General features: G+C 35.0%; 12 protein-coding genes, 1 pseudogene and 1 CRISPR repeat array (1 of these 14 only partly in view). All 13 genes and pseudogenes read right to left on the minus strand.

All coding sequences use genetic code 11. The features are described 5' to 3' along the window. A CRISPR array of direct repeats spans positions 1-55; the repeat unit is 28 nt; unit sequence TTTCTAAACCACTTATGCAGTGTTGAAC (it extends 213 nt beyond the left edge of the window). 272 nt (positions 56-327) lie between these two features. Beyond that, entirely contained in the window at positions 328-2,436 is a 2,109-nt protein-coding gene (locus J3U66_RS06625; protein WP_267348483.1) for an SWIM zinc finger family protein, read from the minus strand. Beyond that, positions 2,433-3,602, minus strand: a complete 1,170-nt coding sequence (locus J3U66_RS06630; RefSeq protein WP_267332944.1) for a VWA domain-containing protein — start codon at positions 3,600-3,602, stop codon at positions 2,433-2,435. The genes J3U66_RS06625 and J3U66_RS06630 overlap by 4 nt, the downstream gene beginning before the upstream one ends. Positions 3,603-3,610: 8 nt before the next feature. Further along, on the minus strand, positions 3,611-6,151 hold the full coding sequence (locus J3U66_RS06635) for a DUF5682 family protein (RefSeq protein ID WP_267348485.1): 2,541 nt from the start codon (positions 6,149-6,151) through the stop codon (positions 3,611-3,613). Positions 6,152-6,160: 9 nt separating this feature from the next. Further along, entirely contained in the window at positions 6,161-7,255 is a 1,095-nt protein-coding gene (locus tag J3U66_RS06640; protein ID WP_267348487.1) for an ATP-binding protein, read from the minus strand. A gap of 164 nt (positions 7,256-7,419) precedes the next feature. Next, on the minus strand, positions 7,420-11,061 hold the full coding sequence (locus J3U66_RS06645; protein ID WP_267348488.1) for a DUF4132 domain-containing protein: 3,642 nt from the start codon (positions 11,059-11,061) through the stop codon (positions 7,420-7,422). 353 nt (positions 11,062-11,414) lie between these two features. Next, on the minus strand, positions 11,415-11,570 hold the full coding sequence (locus tag J3U66_RS06650; RefSeq protein ID WP_267344592.1) for a hypothetical protein: 156 nt from the start codon (positions 11,568-11,570) through the stop codon (positions 11,415-11,417). A gap of 18 nt (positions 11,571-11,588) precedes the next feature. Then, complete coding sequence (locus J3U66_RS06655) at positions 11,589-14,132, minus strand: DUF4132 domain-containing protein (protein WP_267348489.1); 2,544 nt, start codon at positions 14,130-14,132, stop codon at positions 11,589-11,591. Between the two features lie 116 nt (positions 14,133-14,248). Further along, positions 14,249-15,271, minus strand: coding sequence for a hypothetical protein (locus tag J3U66_RS06660; protein ID WP_267344590.1), 1,023 nt, complete (start codon positions 15,269-15,271; stop codon positions 14,249-14,251). After that, the gene (gene nfo / locus J3U66_RS06665) at positions 15,268-16,113 is read right to left on the minus strand and encodes a deoxyribonuclease IV (RefSeq protein ID WP_267344589.1); all 846 of its coding nucleotides are present in this window, start codon (positions 16,111-16,113) and stop codon (positions 15,268-15,270) included. Before nfo ends, J3U66_RS06660 begins: the two co-directional genes overlap by 4 nt. A gap of 20 nt (positions 16,114-16,133) precedes the next feature. Next, entirely contained in the window at positions 16,134-17,138 is a 1,005-nt protein-coding gene (gene yejK / locus J3U66_RS06670; RefSeq protein ID WP_267344587.1) for a nucleoid-associated protein YejK, read from the minus strand. 694 nt (positions 17,139-17,832) lie between these two features. Then, positions 17,833-17,968 (minus strand): annotated as a pseudogene (locus tag J3U66_RS06675) (sodium:proton antiporter); the annotation flags it as partial. 36 nt (positions 17,969-18,004) lie between these two features. Next, entirely contained in the window at positions 18,005-18,979 is a 975-nt protein-coding gene (locus J3U66_RS06680) for a sugar-binding transcriptional regulator (protein WP_065633492.1), read from the minus strand. 22 nt (positions 18,980-19,001) lie between these two features. Then, positions 19,002-19,781 carry a triose-phosphate isomerase gene (locus J3U66_RS06685; RefSeq protein ID WP_267344586.1) on the minus strand — a complete coding sequence of 260 codons (780 nt, stop codon included), beginning with the start codon at positions 19,779-19,781 and terminating at the stop codon, positions 19,002-19,004. Positions 19,782-19,916 lie beyond the last annotated feature (135 nt).

The following is a 19,916-nucleotide window of genomic DNA, read 5'->3' on the forward strand; positions in this document are numbered from 1 at the left end:
GAAAGTCTATTAAAAATTATTAAATCATTTCTAAACCACTTATGCAGTGTTGAACTAGAAACCGGTATACTATAAACTCTGTTTATAAAAAGGCAAACAAGATTTTTGTACTCAAAAACCCTTTTTTAATATATTGATTTTAATCAATTTTAATTTAGTGTAAAAAAAAGGGTTGATTGGCAAAAAAGTAAATCAAGATTTTTATATTGAAACGTGTATATTTGCTTAAACTTTTTACAAAACTTTTATTGCTGTAATCTTCTAGCCAGCTTTAATATACTTTTTCAAAATGAGTATTTGCTTTTTGTTCGATTTAATTCTACTTTTTTACTCTTCTTCAGCATCATTCCTAATCATAATGGGTAATTGGTAATGCGCATTCTGCATGAGATGGCATAGGTACACGGCTTGTAAAATATGAACGACTTCGATGTTTGGGTGGTTGCCTATTTTTGTCAACACTTGACTTAATGTGTTTAATCCTAAGGTGTCGCATTGATTTTGCAATTGCGCTAATTGCTTTTTATCGTCATTGTTCAGTTTAAGTCGTCCCGAACTCGTTATTGTTTCACAAAAATTGAGCGTCGGCTTGATAATGTAGATAACAATTGGATCGTGTTGGTAAACAATCTGCTGAGGTTGTTTTTGAAAGAGTATTTCGGGTTGTTTACAATAGTCATCGCTGTTATTCGATATTTGGTATAACGATTCGTTGTCAAAATCCAGATTTAAAATATTGATATCATCGGTTAGTGGCTGTTTATAAAATAGTGCAAATGGTTCAAGATCTAAATTATTATCATTTTTTACACATTTTACTAACACGGTTAAGGGTTGCAACTCTATTTCGTGTAGCAAATAAAGTGATTCAATACGTTGTTTTTGTTTACCATCCCAAAAGATGCGTAATAGTAGGTCATTATTCTGTGAATCTTTAACACACCACACCAAGCATTGTCTGATTTCGTCCAAATAAGGTTTTTGTGCTTTGGTAACGTGAATAAAGAGTACTTGGTTGAACAGTGAAATATTAGTATCGTAATTTTGTAAATAGTGACTTAGTAACGACCAGTTATCAAAGCCAACTTGTTGTTGAAATTGCTGATACTGCTGCAAATTCCAACCTGTTGGTTGTAATTTTATGTGTGAACCACGACTTGATAATTTACCATCATGCGATAAACGTGGTTCATATAAGATAAAAGCTTTATTCATTAAGTCACAAGGCATCGCTTGCCAAATTGATGCACTTTGCCATAGGCTTTGTCGATTAAAGTTGATATCTGAATTATTAGGTCTGGCTAAGGTTGTCTCATAATATTGTAGCGCTATTGGATCCCAAAAGTAAAAGGTCGCCCCAATTGCGCCGGTTTTGCTTTGCCACCAATAAGCTCCCAATGGTAGCAAGTCAATTAATTGAGCATCATTTTGGTAATGACGTTTTTGCCCCCCACGTACTGTGGTAAGTTGTTCACCTTGATAATGTGATAATTTTTCCAGATATGCTTTAAGGCGAGCTAAGAATAACAGTATGTCTTGTTCGTCAACGGTAAAATGTCGATTGGCTTGTTGTTCAACAAGTTGGCAAAGGTGTCTTAGCATTGCGGCTAAACTGGCAAGATTTTGCGATCGAGCAGACATATTAAGCAACTGTAATTGTGTCGCTTGGCTTTGACTCACATGGGATAATCCATGGGTGATTAATGTATAAATATGTTCTTCAACTTGCTTAATTAATGCTATTTCATCAACGCTTAACCGATCAATCGGTTTATCCGTTAAGTTGTTTTCGATTGGCCAAGTCCATGGCTGGTGATGTTGTTGAAACAGGTACGCAATAACCGCTAAATGTACAGCTGTTTTCTGTTTTTCGGGTAGCTGTGAAATCATCCCAGCAAAACCGGTCCCAGTCATATAGATAATCGGCATGTCACTTTGTGGTATTTGAATACGTAATTGCCCTTTTTGATTTTCTACGGTTAATGTCGGCAGTTGCTGCCACTCAAAAACCAATTGATAAGCAAGGCGCACATTGGCTTTACCTGCTTGTTTAAGTAGCGCGCCAGCATCGATTGTCAGTAGCTCGCTTAATGCATCTTTTAATGGTGGCACTGACCGTTCAGTCGCTGAATTTTGCGATAATGTTGCATTATTATCCGTTTGATGATTGTGCGGAAGTTGTAACCATAAAATGGCCGCAATAATATGTTTGCAGTGTCCACTAGCTGGGCAACTGCAAGTTGCTTTTTGAATTCCTTGCGCAGTAAGTTTAACCTGTTGACCATCGACCATAAACAGAAGAAAATCGGGTTGCTCTTCTTGCAATAGGACTTTATCGGCTTCGATATCTTTGCGTGCACGGCGAATTAAACCAATATTGGCATAAAGTGCTAACGCTTCTTGATCATAATTTAAGTAGGTTTGTTGCCAACTCATCGCATCACCTCGGCAAGCCAGTTAGCAAAATGCTCGGGAGTTAAGGCGGCAATTAGCATACCGCGATCAGCAAGTTTTTGTGATATTTGCATATCATAAACAGCATTAGCTTGATAGTCTAAAGCAGCTAAACCCAGCATTTTTACTCGATTAGCATTAAGACGAGTGACAGTTCGATATAAATGCGTTACATTTGCGCCTTCATAAAAATCACTCACCACCACTACCACCGTTCGGCTCGGGTTTTTAATTTTTTGTTCAGCATAATTAAGTGCTTTACCAATGTCTGTTCCACCGCCTAATTGTACAGTCATGAGCACTTCAACCGGATCTTCGGCTATATGTGTTAAATCGACAACTTGAGTATCAAACACCAGTAAATGCAAATTAATCGCCGGTAGTTTAGCGATGATAGCGGCACAAATTGCTGAATAAAGAATTGAACTATCCATCGATCCACTTTGGTCAACACATAAAATAATATCCCAAGGTAATTGTCTTATTTTTCGTGAATTGAAAATTGCTTTTTCGATAATAATTTGCTGTTTGTTCTGATCAAAATGCCTTAGATTAGCATTGATTGTTGCTCGCCAATCAAAGTTCTGGTTATTTTTGATTAAAGAGCGCCTAAATCGATTTTTTTTACCAGTGATCGCATTGACAAAATTCGTTTGAATCTTTTGTAAAATTTCGTCCACCACTTTTTTAATTAATATCCGTACTTCTTGACGAACGTCATAACTCAATTTACCCCGTAAATTCATCAGTAAACGTACTGAGTTTACACTAGGTTCAAGATCTCGTATGACTTTCGGATCGTCTAAAATTCCATCCAAGTGATAACGCTCTATCGCTTGATTTTGCATCCGTTCAAAGGTACTTTTAGGAAACAATTTACGTGTCAGTTTTAACCAATCTATCGTGTTATAAACAGAACGACTTTTATCACCCGCTTTTAGTTCTGAATCAGCTTTGTCATTGGTCAATAAACCTCGAGCACGATATTCGTGTCGATAAAGATACTCTAATGATTGATCGATTTGCTTATCATGCGCATTAAAATTAATTTGACCTAAATCCTCATCGGCATAACTTCCTAAAATTAAACGCCAACGTTTAATTTGTTCATTGGTAGTTTTATCATCGATGTGATTATCGTTAGTCATACGTATTCCTATTGTTTAAACCATGTTTGCAAATGCTGTTGTTGAATATGTTTGGTTATCAATAATTCTAAAGAAAGTGCTTTGTTTAACTCTTTTTCACTAAAGTTGTATTGGTAAAAATTTAATTCATCATCGACAATATGATATTTTTTAGCAATCTGACTAGCCAACGAAGCATTCTGTGTCGGGTTTAATTGAGAAAAGGCATAACGTAAATCAGGCAATATTTCAATAAATCGCTCAGGTGACCAATCAATCATTAGTTGATCTAAGCTATCAAGTAGAAAAGTTGAATGAATAATCAATTGCGGGGTACACTGCATAATAGCGATAAAATAGTTAATTGCGTGATCATTTGGTGTTGTTAAACTGAAGTTATTTTTTATTTTATCTTCTAGTTGTTGTTGGCTTAAGTATGTATCTAAGTAGCTAAGACTATCAATAGCACCACAGATTAATGGCAGTTGGGCTAACTCAGGTTGTAAACGATGCAAATTATGATAAAAATCGTGTTTAAATTGTTTAACATTAAGTTGCTCTGGTAAATAATTTAGTAAGTCTCTAAATGAAAGTAATATTTTGATATTTTTTTGTTGCTGTTCTTGCTCTGGTTGTTTTAACTTGGCTAACAAGAAAAGACTCTGTTTAATTATTTTAACTAATAATATCAGTAACGTTGCGGTATTTTTCAGTTGTAAAAAATTTTGCCCTTGCCATAAGTAAAGTAAGCGATGGCCACAATTGATTAGATTGTCCAGTTCGTTATCGTTCTCAATACAATTAGATAGATTATTTAATAAATAAGCAAAACAAGATTCAAGCCCCATCAAAGCGCCTTGAATTAACTGTTCAACTGCCACAATACTTGAAAAACCAGTACTGTTTTGCCCAAACTGTTCAGTCGCTAATTGTAATTGCTTTATTGCGATTTGCTCTAACTGCGTCCCCTGTTCAGATAATTTAATTAAACGCGCTTCGACCATGGGGGTCCAAGCATAACGCCAATCTTCAAACATAATCGATAAGCGTTTACCATGAATATAATCAGGACCATCTATTCGATTGGCAAAACCCACTTGTAAAAAAGCCAATAAATGTAAATAACGGCTACGTTGCCGATGCTGTGATTTGCGATAAATATCGATATGCGTAAGTTTAGGACTGGAATAATCTAACTTAAATCGATATTTTTTTAGCGTTAAATATACTTCATTCACTAACGGAGGTTGTGCAATACCTTTAGGTATTTCACCCAACAAATTGCCCGATAAGCAATTTTGCACGGTTAACCAAAACTCATGACGAGAATCATTGATACTCTCTTTGATAAAGCAGGATTGAATCGCATCAAGCAGATCATATCTTCCTGGTCCATGATGTTCTCGTAAGTTGGCTAATAACATTGATTGTGCTATTGCAGAACGAAATGGGATAAAACCGATAATATTGTCACTGTTTTGTTGTCGTAATTTATCAACAATATCGGTAAGCATATCAGCAGTTAAAGATTGGCGAAATGCGATGCAAGATTTGCCATTGGTGGTTGATTTATCATAAAGTAACATTGACTGCCATGCCGCTTGATAATAAGCGGGCGAAGGCATTCCTGACGCATAACCATTTAAGGAATCAAGGCGATCAAAGCTATAACGAATTAGCCAATTTTGATCTTTATCACCACTTTTTTGTTGGTGATTAAATCGAGTCATCTCTGCTTTTTTAGGTAGCACAAGCTGATCGTGCCATAATCCTTCCAGTAAAGGTAAGGTATGAAAACCACCTGTTACGACCACAATTTTTGCATCAGGTTGAGATTTCTTTAATTGACCTATCGCTGTTAACATATACTGTTCACGCTGAACTGAACCCTCTGCGGCAAGTGAAGACGGTGAATAATCAAGCCTTGCCATTGCACACCAAATAAAGGTATCAATAAAGAAATTTTGCCAATCAGCGATATCATTATAATCTTTCAGTTCAAAAAGATGTTCCCACACTTCATCATGATCACGACAATGCAATTTTTTCATTAAATATTGAATGTATTGGCTGTGTTTTAGATAAGTTTCGGAAAGTAGCGAGCGACTTTTATCAAAATCAGCAGCGATTTCTTGATCACATTGCAAAGCCCAAGGCAGATCAATGAATTGTAGTGTGGCATGCTGCTCTTTTGCCATTTGTATTGCCACCCATTCTGGCGAGTAATGACAAAATGGGTAAAAAACCGAACAGGTAGATTGTTTCGATACACTATCATCTTCACTTTCTGTTACTAACGGTATTGTGTCAATTTCTGTCTGAGAAAGTATCGCAATGGGCGGACGTGTATCATCATGTAACAGTTGTTCAATTAACGGTGTAAAACTCACTGGCGCTTCAATCAATATATGCGTTGGTTTTGTTTGCTCAATCAATTTTTTAAGCGCAAAACTGCATGATGGGCTATGATGACGTATCGGGGCAAAATAGATCTGCTCTTGCTGCAAAGCAGCAAGTTTATTTAATGCTTGTGATAACCTATCGGGTAATAATTCTTGGCTAAGCGTCATGTTAAGCCGTTATTTCCAGAACGTTTTTGATACTTGATAAAAACTGTGCCATGTCTCGGATTTTTTTGCGCGTTCACGCACAACATTATCCATATAAAATTGGATTCGTTTTATATCATCGGCATTATCTTTTAGAACCACACCAATAAGCTGTTTGGCGATTTGTCCTGCATTTAAGGTTCCATCGCTAAAATAATAAGCATCTAATGCTGAAGCATAGGCAATGTTTACCGCTTCTGCCGTTGACATCACGGCATCAGGTGTTTTTATATTTGCGCCATCTTGAGTTTGACCTTGCCTTAACTCTTGAAAAGCCGTAACAAGTAAGTCAATGACATCAACCGGAATAACTATTTGTGTTTTTAATTCACCTAATTCTTGTTCAAGTTGCCTTTGTATCAATTCAATCTCAAAATCTTTATTATTTATTGGATTAACAGTTTCAAAGTTAAAACGTCGCTTTAATGCAGCAGACATTTCATGCACACCACGATCTTGTAAATTAGCAGTGCCAATAATATTAAAACCGGGTTTAGCACTAATAATTGCATTTGCTCCCATTTCGGGGATCATCATCTGTTTTTCAGACATAATCGAAACAAGGATATCTTGAATTTCTGGTGGACAGCGAGTTATCTCTTCAAAACGAACAATTTTACCTTGTTTCATGCCTTGATAAATTGGCGAACCAACTAATGCACGTTCGATTGGTCCTTCGGCCAGCAATAAGGCATAATTCCAAGAATATCGGATATGATCTTCACTAGTACCAGCCGTACCTTGGATAGTCAAATTTGAATCACCACTGATGGCGGCGGCCAATAATTCGGATAACATAGATTTGGCCGTACCCGGTTGACCAACCAGCATTAATCCTTGTTTACCCAATAATGAAACAATAGATCGATCAACTAAAGGATCATCACCAAAAAATTTACGGCTGATGCCCAAACGATCGTTACCTAAAATAAATTGACGCACCGCTTTAGGGGATAAAACCCAACCTTCAGGTTTATTATTTTCGCTATCGGCCTTAATCAGTTTTTCCAATTCTTTACTATAACGTTGTTCAGCACTTAACCTAATAACTTGTTGTTTTGCCATAATCCTTTATTCTCCCAATCTGAATCAAAACCAGCTGTTCTATCAGCTACTATTCTATAATTACTATAGCTTTCGACCAGTAACAAACTGGTAATCATTGAGTATTTTGGTTCAGCCTTTTAAACATACATTGTGAGTATTTTGCTAGCTATATTTAGTCAATCTTACCAAATTAACTTGTCTTGCCAATTTGGATCAAAACCGCTTGATGCATCTGCTACCGCCATATAATCGGCATAGCCTTCAGCAAGTAACACGGGCGGTAACTCATCAAGTGCAATTAATCTATCTTTAAACGTTGTATTTTTACTAAAGTACAAATTGAAAAGCGCTGCCGGTATATTTTCTTCAGGGACAAAGCTACCACTGAATTCAATATTAATATACAGTTTAAGGCTAGCAAAATATTTATAATAACTATCAAAGTAACCCGCATCTTGTATATCATTACGTTTATAACCCAATTTAGTTAGGATTTTTCGTATGGTAAAACTATCAGTTAACCAACCATAACATTTATCAATCATGTCATCTTTAAAATGACGAATATCCGGTAATGGATGATTGAATTGATCGAATAATTGAATAATTTTGTAATCTTTAAGATGAGTTTGCCAATGTGCTGTGATATCAGCGGTTAATAGCGCTGAATGCGCAACGGTAATATGATTATTTTCGTTCAACACAATTTCGTCATCTTGATTATTGACCAAACTACCATCTTCAGTTGGTCTAAAGCTATTAACAATATTGCCGTTTTCATCGAGTTCCAACCATACTAAGCGTTGAATAAGTCGACCCACAATTGGATGCGGTTGTAGATAGGTTTGCCAATCATCAACTCGCCAGCGGCGCTGAGTGCACATCGCTTCATAAAAACGATTAATTTGCATATCCAGTAATTGAGTCAGTTCTTTTTTACTGTTACTAAATTGTTTTTTCGCATCTTTTACTAAAGCTGAATCTTCACTTTTACGTGCTTCCGGTAAGGCTTTAATTTCGTCACCATCGGCATTTTTTAAGTGCCATTTAAACTTATCATCTAACGTTGCGCTAAAGGTGCGTTCGCCATAATCGAGAGTTAACACACCACTTTCATCCAACCCAGCTGTTGATATAGTGCGATCGGCTAATTCGTCTAATGTCCAACCATTACGTTCAGCAATAGTTTCTACTAAGGAACGTGCTTTTTCTTGTATTGTTGCCATGCGATGACGTCGAGCTATTGAGAGCAACAATTGAGTAATCAGTGGATCATCACTTTGTGCAAGGGGTTCTAGCATCGCTTCAATTTGAGCACGCCGTTTTTGGTGATGTTTCATAAAATCAAGTAATAACGAAACAGCAATACGCCCTTCAATACCGGTAGTTAACGCTAATACACCCTTTGCTTTAATTGCAGAACCAAGGTAGGTAGCTAATGTCTCTTTTTTTATCTGTTCAAATACTTGTTCCAATGTAATATTGGCATAAGCAGGATATAAACTCGGGTATTGTTTATAATAACCTAAGTATTCTTGCAAGCGTTGATTAGCCATTAGGTTAGCTTGCGCTTCGGCTTCGTTAATGCTTGGCCTTAAAGTATCTTGCTTGATAAAACTACGTAAAATAAACTCAGCTAATTGTTGTTGGCTTGGTTTACTTAACAATTGACTATAAATCGTTAATAGTGGGTTTACGGGCTCTTTTAACTTAACCGCTAACCAAGCCCACCACTGGATAATTTGTGGTTCGACCGCCTCGCCGCTTTGCCAAGTAAGTGCAGGCATTAAGCTAATATCAAACCAGTCAAATTCATTAGGTTTTTTACCTTTTAGACCTTGTTTTGCTTCAGCTAATAATTTTTCAGTGGTTAGTTGTTGACTTATGTCTTCACCACATTTTTCTAAAGCAATCAATAGTGATGCTTGTATAATTTCGCGTTTTTCTTTTTTTAATGCATGATGTAATGCTTTAATTGACGATTTTTGTCCTAATAGTGCCAACCAATCTGCCGCTGCAATTCTCTCTTCTTGTTTGGGCGATAGTAAAGCTTGTTCAACTTGATCATGAATATTAGGAATGACTTTTAGAGTGTTTTGTGCTGCATGCCGTATTAGTTTGTTTTCTTTTAGTGCGAGTTCAAAAAGATAATTAACATATTTAGTCGGCAGACTAGGAAAAAGTTGTAATATTTTTATTGCACTAACTTTATCAAGTTTAATGTAGGACCAACATTTATTGCTCTCAGCAAAGCCTAAAACTTCATCAAGTAAAAATTCATGTTCAGCAAAAAATGGCCATAATTTATCTGGTTGATTTTCATAAAAAGGATGATAAGTCTCACTGGTTAAAAATGGTAAAGCAACAGCATAGAGCACATCTTGACAATAATCAATTTTCGCCATTACATCGGCGATTTGCCTAAGATCGAAATTTTTAACAACGTCATTTTTTATATATACCCTTTCAAAACAATAAGTACCACCATTTTGATCAATTAATCGCATTGCTCTAAATAAGTGATAAAGGGTGAATTCGGGTAAATTTTGTAGTCTATTTTTAGTCAGTAAAAAATGATAATCGACGTTTTTATTAATCCCTTGAAGTAACGTCGTGTATTGAATTTTAGCATTTAAATAATGATAAATATCATCTAAATTTTTTTCAGTTAGTGTGTCATATGATTCATTATGTTTTAGTTTGTGATAGTCTTGATAATTTTGCCGTAAAATGTCTTGTGCCATCGATGGTAAATCGATATCGATAATGGGTTCAAAACTAGGAATAACTAAATTTGTTTGTTGTTTTGCATTATTAGCAGTTTCAAGTCGTAGCAAAGCGCTTTCAATGGAGCCAATAACGGTTTTATTGGTTTCACTTGCTAATGCTTGTTGTAATATTGCAGAATCTGATGATATTCTTGCCAGTAATTGAGCGGCATTACTACGTTGTTTAACCGAGCCCGACGTTAAAAAGTGTTGTAGTTTTGGTTGCACATCTTCAACAGGAAAACCCATTAGCATATCTGTCGCTAATTGACTGACTTGTTTGGCAGTATGTAAGGCTTGCTGAGTAATAAACTCAATCAGTGGTAGCTGAAGTTCAGAATGCTTTTTTATATACTTTAATTGTTCTACCTGCCCCAAAACAGCAATATCCTGATCGGGTAGCTGGCTAAATAATTTAAGATGATTTTTAATATAAGATAATAATCCATCGATGTTGTAAAAATACTGAAAGTCACTTAGGTCATTGCTCGTCATATTTTGCCGATCAAATATCGCCAATAATAACTTTTCACCCAATCCAGTTTGTTCCATTTCGAGTAGTTGGTGTAATTGTTCAATTGACCAACTTTTTCGTTGTTCAATGTCTTCTTCATTTTTACAAAAAGAGGGCATTGTGCTAATCAAACCATCATATAAAAGATATAAAAACCATGCCGGCAACTGTTGGTTAATTAATTTAACTAAATGCAAATGGTAACAAATTGCGCTCAAAACACATCCAAAACGCCTTATTTGTTCAAGTGTATAGTCATCAGTCCAACGTTGATAAAAATCTATTCTGGCTTTTTTAGGTGGTTTTGGTTTATCGTAAAAGCTTGTTCCATAAAAATCACAGGGCCTATATAGTAATTCAAAGAGTTTATAAGCGTTATCGCTAGTTTGACATAATTGTTCTAAATCACTTAAAACGTTAGCTTCATCCCCCTGTAAAACATATTGAGTAATACGCTCTGGCAAACTCTTATCGATTGTGGTTAGTGGTTCAAATATAGTTGCAATTAATTGTTGAGCAGATTGAGCATGTGTTTCTTTCATATTCCTTGGTTCTCCTATACAGGATATTTTTTATTAATCATTTATATTAATTAAGTAGCCATCTTCCGCTGGTCTAAAGCTAGTTATAATTTGATTGTTTTTAATGATTTCTAACTAAACCAAGCGTGTAATCAGTCGTTTTCTTATTAATTATAATTATCCATCCATTGTTCATAAAATCCGATCCTTGCATTAGGCGACGCGCTATCACTATTGTAATAATAACAATAATTGATACCGAGCCAAGAACAGGAATAAGACATAAAATCCATTATGTCATCAATGCTATAATGGCAATCTTGCGTTAATTTATTTATTCAAAATTGCGTAATTATCTCCTAGCATAACATATCTTAAAATGTTTTCAGGGATTGTTTGATTGCGTTTTCATAAAGATTCAAAATAGTTAATATTAGCTGTTCAGACGGCGTATCAATCTCTTTTTTACTGACCTGCGATTGAAAACGGCTAAACAGTGAGGCAATTTTACCTTTTACTTTATTAAACATTCCCTATTCTTAATATCTTTATTTTGTTTTCGCTACTAAACAATAATCGGCATAACTTTCAGCTAATATAATTTGCGGAACGCGATCAAGCGGAATCGTTTTTTCAATTGTTCCTATTTGCTGAGTAAAATACAAATCATAAAGTTTTACAGTCTCATCACTATTTGTTGTTGTACGATAAAATTGGCTGACCATAATACGTGCTCGAATCCCTAAGCTTGAATATAATTTAGCGAATCCATCAATACAATCCCAGTCAGTAATGCTATGATAGCCTTTCGAGTATAATATGTTTTTTAAAGTATTTAACTTGATAACCTTGCCATAATAATCATTTAGTTTATTGTCAATCACTTGACTCAAATCAGGTAAATGATTAGCAAATTGAGTAAATAGAGGCGTAACTTTGTAATCCTTAAGATGATTTAACCATTCTTCTACTTGATCATCTGACAAATAGACGCTATGCGCTAACTTAATATAATGCTCAGGATTTAAAGTGACTTCATCATCATTTATGTTAATCAAGCAACCATCTTCTGTCGGCCTAAAACTGTTAATGACTGTGTTGTTATTATCGACTTCAAGCCAGATCAACGATTCAATCATTCTATTCATGATAGGATGTTGGTATAAATTGGCAAACCAATCTTGGTAAGACCACACTTGCCCAATAGACATCATGTCATATAACCGCTTTGTTTGATTGTTGATAACTTGTTTTAACTCTGTTTTACTACTGGTTAGTAATTTTTTATATGCTTTGATTTGTTCAACATTTTCGCTATTTGTTGCTTCTGGTAACGATTTGAGTATTTTACCCGCTTCATTTTTTATCACTAATTGTAAACAGTGATCGAGCTGTGCTGTGAATTTACGATCTCCATAATCAAAATCTAATACACCTCGCTCGTTTAAATTAGCTGTTGGAACCATTCTTTCAATGAGTTGTTCAAGGCTGCATGCTTGCGCTTGCGCAAATTCTTCAAGTATTTTTTTGGCATTTTTACGAACAATATTTGAACTATAACGAAGCGAAGTAGAATAAACTAGTTGAGTAATTACCGCATGATTAATCGTGACAATCGCCTCAAATACCGCTGATATTTCACTACGTTTTGAGGAATGAAATTTTAAATAAGGACGCACAATATCAGCAATTTGATAAGGTTCACTATATTTACACAAAGCCAACATGCCTTTGGTATTTAGTGCAGATCTGACATAACGTGAGTACTTATCGGATGTTAGTTCTGTATCTTGTATAATGAACATTTGCACCACAAAATACCCAAGTTTTTGTTGGCTCTTTACATCTAATAATTTTAAATAGAAATCAAACAAGCCATTATCAGTGGTTTGTTTTAATTTTACCGCTAAGATGATCCACCAATAAATAATTTCAACAGCAACTTTCTGACCATTTTGCCACATTAATTCTGGTAGCATATAAGGTTCAAGCCAATCAAGACTGACTGGTTTTTTGGTTTTCAATCCTTTTTTTGCTTCATTTAGCAGATAATCAGGCGATAAATAATAAGAGATATCTTCACCCAACTGACTTAATGCGCTGAGAATAGATGCAATTACCGCTTCTTTTTTCTCTATTGATAAAGCACGCTTCAGTGATTTGATCGACGAATCCCCCCCTAATCTCGCTAACCAATCACTCGCAACTATTCGTATATCTTGTTTTGTTGATAATAATGCTTTTTCAACTTCTAGATGGATATTAGGAATTTTGTTTAAAATAAGCTGTGACTGTAAACGAAAGCGACGACCAGCGCCTAGAGCCCACTCCTGTAATAGTGGAATATACGGTTTAGGTAACTGTGGAAAAAGGGAAAGAATCGCTAAAGCATTTGCTGTTTTATAACATTCTAAATTAGTTTCACCGAATAGTCCCAATGCCTGATCAATATAATGCAAATTTTCGGCAAAAAATGGCCAAATAAGATGTTCTTGATTTAGTATATATTTTTCTAAAAAAGGTAAGGAAAAATAAAATAAAAAAGCACCGGCAATCTTATCTTTTATTGTCGTGCTACCAGTAATACTTTGTAATACATCAGCTAATAATCGCAGATCAACTCGACAATATAATTCTTGTTCCAATAATGATGAGAGATCTTTGTTGACATATTTAGGCTTTTCTAAATAATAAGCTCGTAATACATGCCATAAATTACACTCAGGTAGTTGTTGCAAACTATCTTGGTATAAGGCGAGTGACAATTCATATTTATCAAATATATCTAATTCATTATTATCCAAATCTAAATTGTTTTTTGGTACCAAACCATTTAAATAAGCAAAAACATTATCAAGATCGTTCGAGGTTATTGATTTCAATATGTCACAACGCTGCTGTTGGTTTGAAAGACTAACATTACAAGTTTTGTTAACTGCTTGTTCATCCTCAACCTTTATTTTTATTATTGCCAATTGCCTATCAATATTTTGTTGTAAGGTTTGTCGAAAATTATCTGGCAGCAGGCGTTGAGGAATGGATTGATATGGAGTTATATCGTTATCTTTAGCTTGTAATGTAGATTGACTCAAAGTATTTCCTTATTTCACTTATTTCATATTATTATAATATCTTGAGGATTATTTAACTCCTCACCCAAAATTTAAATACAACTTATATGACTTTTTAAACAAAATTAAACCTAATATTATTCAAGACAATAGTATTTTGGCGCAAAAAACTGATGCTTTAGATTAATAAATTGAAAAAGAGGTGCGCTGCCATAAATAAAATCAAAAATAACAGGGGGTTCATTTTTTAAAAGTTTACCTGTCCATTGTTCTATTGGTTCATTTTTATCTGCTAAATTATTCAATGGTTTAAAACCACCACCTTCACTATAACAAAGACTAACATTGGTTATCATATTCGAATCCGAATCTAAAATAATCAAATGCTCTAAAACCGTATCAGGATCGGATGGCTTTTGATAGTCTTGTAGATAAAATTGTAAACCATTTACTTCGGACAAATAGCTATCCCCTTTTACTAAGTCATCTGTCGGCCAATGACATCCAATAGAGGCAATTTCAATATTTTTATCAAGTACTGGGAAATCGTCTTTGCTAATTTTTTTCCACGATAATGGCGTTAATTGTTCTTGAGCGAATGGATTCTCTTTACCAAAAGACACCAGATAATCTGAATGGTGATCAAATAGTTTTTCATCTAATTTAAAACCATATATATAATCGTTCTGCTTAAAAGGAGCTTTATAATAAGTCGTATCCACCACAGCAAAAGCATTTAACTGACTAATCGGCAATGATGTTAAGTCATTATGTTTATAATCGTATATAAAAACCTTATCGTCTTCTGATAAACCCGCCAACTCAAAAAATTTAGCACGGTATGAATCTGTCAGTAAATATTGTTCATTTTGGTAACTCTCTTTTTCATCTCCAGGAATTAAAATAATAGCTTGTTGATTATTCTCATCATATAAATGCACATCATCAGATAATGAAACAAAAGTAGATTCAGGTTCATTTTCAATATTATAAACAGTAAATGGGCTATACATGCGAATATCCGACCGATATTGAGACTGAATTGTTGTTTTATCCCATTCTATTAACTTGTTTTCGCCAAGCATTGCCGCATAACTATAAGAATTAAGGGATGATAAAATGAATCCCCAAAATAAACCCTGTAATAAAAATTTTTTCATGCTGATATCTGTTCTTTTAGCCAAGCAATTTCTTGAGCCCAAATATCAGAATTTATGGTTTCTAAAATTAAAGGTATTTCATCAATTCTTGAATCTTGCATGATATATCTAAAAGCAGTTTTGCCAATATTACCTTCACCTAAGCTATCGTGACGATCGACATGGCTAGCCAGTTCGCTTTTGGCATCATTTAAGTGCATACCACGTAGATAATTAAACCCAACAATTTTTTCAAATTCAGCAAAGGTTTCTTGGCAGGCTTTTTCAGTGCGTAAGTCGTAACCGGCAGCAAAAGCATGACAAGTATCAATGCATACACCTACCCGGCTTTTATCATCAACTTGATCGATTATTTGTGCTAAATGTTCAAATTTATAACCTAAATTAGAACCTTGTCCGGCTGTGTTTTCAATAACGGCGACCACATTTTTGGTTTTATCTAAAGTCATATTAATCGACTCAGCTATACGCTTGAGGCATTCATCAACAGTAATCTGTTTTAAATGACTGCCCGGATGAAAATTTAACAGTGTTAAACCTAACTGTTCACAGCGCTGCATTTCGTCTAGAAAAGCAGTGCGCGATTTTTCAAGTTGTTCAGCATCGGGATGACCTAAATTAATTAGGTAGCTATCATGCGGTAGAATTTGTTTACTCGTGAAGCCATATTTTTCACAACGCTTTTTAAAGCTATCAATCATTGCCGGTTCTAGCGGTTTTGCATGCCATTGCCGTTGATTTTTGGTGAAAAGCGCAAACGCTGTTGCACCAATTTGATAGGCATTAATCGGTGCGTTGTCAACACCACCCGAAGCACTCACATGTGCACCAATGTATTTCATACTGTTATTCATCCTAATAGTTAATTTGAGCCATTGTTACGTTGCAGTTGATCCCGTAAATTGGGTGGAATACCTTTAATCACCAAAGAATCAGTTTGTGGATCCCATTTTATGCGTTCGCCTAATAGATCGGAATCAAAGCTAAGGGTTAATCCACCACCACTGCCTGAAAATTTCTTTAATTGACGTAATGCGCTACGATCAACCGGGAAGGTGTCTTCTAAATCATAATCACTGTTTTTAACAAATTGCATAAAGTTGTTATCGTCACTGACTGGTAATTCACTGGCTAGGTTTTTGAGTTCTATCTCTTCGCCTGCTTGTAATTGACCTTGACAGTAGTTATAAACATTTTCACGCGCGGCGTTTTTGTCTTGTTTATCAAATTGCATCTCTTGGCAATAATCATCAACCGCTTTAACTAACGTTTTATTTTGCGCTTTGGCATCTAATCCTTCACTAGCGCCTAAATAATCCATAAAAAAGTCCGATACTTTACGCCCAACTCGCCCTTTTAAAAAAGTCAAATAGCGTTTTGAATCAGCTTGAGTTTCCCATTCTGTTATATCAATTCGCGCAATAATGTCGGCATGATCGATATCTAAATATTGGGTTTCGGAAATATCCAAATCTTCATTCACAAGCATACTTGAACAGCTATTTAACACGGCAATAATTAGATATTCCACCGCTAAATAGCGATAATGACAAAATACGACTGTTCCCCCTTCGGCAAACGGATATTTGGCAAGTTCATTGCGTAATTGTTTAGTTGATTCTTGACTAAAGTGGAGAAAATCTTGATTACCTAAACGTAATTCTTTAAGCGATTGTTCAAACAAACTTTCACTATTAAAAAGTCCATAAGCTTTGCTTTTGTTGTTATAGATACGATTGATATCTTCAATTAAATTTACCACAGCTTGCTGATTGCTTAACATTGAATCACGAAGCTGTAATTCGATTTCAGTGTCACTTTTTCTAATTAATTTATGTAATATAACTTTTTCTATTTGCACACTCATTTTAAATTCCTATTGGGATAATAGCGTTTATTTGCAACTATTTTATCAAAGCGTTCAAAAAGTGCTATCTGCAATTATAAACAACAACAATAAACTAAGCTTATATCTATTTGAATATTCGATTCTTTCTGCCATTCACGCTTTCGTATAAATATTGCCAATCACATGGTTTATTTTTACTATAGCTTTCTGGTAGAACCTAGCTTTTATAGCTAATAATGACAATACGGTATAATGATAACATCCACGATTAAAAGTGGAATGACGTTAGTTACAGAAAATTGTAAGAATAACAAAAAACAATTAATCGAAAAGTGGAACAAACCAATTCTTTGTTATGGCTTTTTTCTATTTTTGCATTAAATGATCTGAATTTTTTGTAAATAGTTAATCTGAAAAATAGACTGTTATTAATTTTGTTTTATTACTTCTATAAATAAAAGTATAAGATGCATCCCCACCATCAATTTTTGCGGTATTTCAAATTGATGTTTTGCAATCTATATTTGACTTCAATATTAAGATCATCATAAATATCGGTAAAATTTTGTGCTATTTTTTAGTTTTTCGAAATACGCTAAAAGCCCCAAAAACAATATTTTTATACATAATCACCGTTGTTTTCTTAAACTTGTTAGCAAAATTAATCATTTTTAAAATGGGGAGGCGGAACATTTATCTTCAATTAATCAATAATATTAACCGGGCAAAGCATCTGCTTAACAGCCCAAAAAATCAACTCTAAAAAAACCAATAAATAACGGCGGATCACCTAATGGTGTTAATTCCCCGCCAATGTTAGCAACGAGAAAGATGAAAAAGATAATAAGAAGATAAAAGCGCCAATATGTGATTAATACAGCTATCTACTTAGCTGTATTTTGCTGCAAACTCAGCACTGTTCTTGCATTCGATGCACTGGTAGCAATAATATCAATTACCCCTGATCTCAACGCACCTAAAATAGCGGTTGATTTGGTGTTTTCCGAGGCAATAGCGATTACGCAGGGAATATTACGTAACTCTTCGATACTTAAACCAATGACCCGATCATTCATTACGGTATCAACTGGGTTGCCATTAATATCGAAAAAACCATAGCCAGCAATATCCCCAATCACCCCTTGATTTAATGTCGCATAGGTGATCTCTTGTGGGGTAAACCAACCTAATTGCACCATATAACAATTTTCGTTCATATCCCCTAAGCCAACTAAAGCAATATCAGCTTTAGATGCACGTTCTAACGTATCTTTTATGACACGATTTTGCATAAAAGCGTGTTTAAGCTCGCGGTTTTCGACATATGCTGGTGCATAAAGCGTTTCACTGCTGGCATTAAATTTTCTAGCTAGGCTTCGACTAATATGATCAGCATCAATAATTTCACCAACTCGTTGCGTTCCTCCTATTCCACAAATGAATTTACATTGTTTTTCAGGAAACACCCCAACATGACTGGCAATAGCAGCAACATTTCGACCTTGCCCTACCGCAACAGTCATACCATTTTTTAAATTACTTGATAAATAGTTAGAAACAAGAGCCGCAACTTGCCGTCGCTGTTCGTCTTCATCTTGATGATCTAAAGCTATCAGTGCACGCTTAATACCAAAATGGTTAACAAATTGTTGTTCAATCCGTGAACTAAATATTGGATGATATTTGACATTGATTTCAACAATCCCTTCAGCTCTAGCTTTTTTTAACAAGCGACCGACTTTAATACGCGAAATGCCAAATCGTTGCGCTATCTCTTCTTGAGTTTGTTCATACTCATAATAGGCAACAGCTATCTCGGTGAGTAGTTCTGCTTCTTGTTTATCGTCAAATCTATCCATTAGTTCGCCTTGTTTCTCAATATTATCGTTGCTGATTTATAGCGGATAATATATTACAAAAACCTGTCGCTTGCCATGCACTACGACCAATAAATAGACCATCAATATTGGGCTGAGCAATTAATTGGGTCGAATTTTCAAGATTGACACTACCACCATAGAGTAAAATCATGTGATTAGCCACTTCTGAACCATAGAGATCAGAGAGCGCTAAACGTAAATTATGATGAATAAATTCAGCCTCTTGAGGTGTTGCCGGTACGCCTTTTTCACCAATTGCCCATATCGGCTCATATGCAATCATAACCTGACTAACTTGATTATGATCAATTCCCGATAGCGCAATCTTCATCTGCTTTACAACAGTTTCACTCGAGACTCCCCAAGATTTTTCTTGAGCGCTGTCCCCAACACAAACTAATGGTGTTAATTGGTGTTTGAGTGCAGCATGAACTTTTTTATTTATTGTCATATCGGTTTCACCAAAAAATTCACGGCGCTCAGAATGCCCTAATTCAACTATTTTAGCACCGGTATCTTTTACCATAATTGGAGATATTTCACCGGTAAAAGCACCCGATTCTTCAAAATGCATATTTTGGACACCGGTTAAGCAATTTATGTTGTGTTGATATAAGTATTCCGCCACATCTCGAACACACGTAAAAGGAGGAATGACAAACGGTTGGATATGACTTTTTAAATCTTCGGGATAGTAGGTTTTTAGTTGTTCACAAAATAACAATGCTTCGGCTAAGGTTTTATTCATTTTCCAGCTGGTGCCTATGAATATTTTTTTCATAATTTGTCCTTTTATTAATGTGATTTTTTATCGCTTTTTTTAATAGGCTTCCAATAGTAAAAATGGGTTGAAGAATAGTTATTGACTAACCTGACTATTCTTCCCCATTTTTTTATCATTTATCTTGTTTTAGTA

The sequence above is a fragment of the Gilliamella sp. B2969 genome (assembly GCF_026536195.1).
In the GTDB taxonomy this organism is placed as follows: Bacteria; Pseudomonadota; Gammaproteobacteria; order Enterobacterales; family Orbaceae; genus Gilliamella.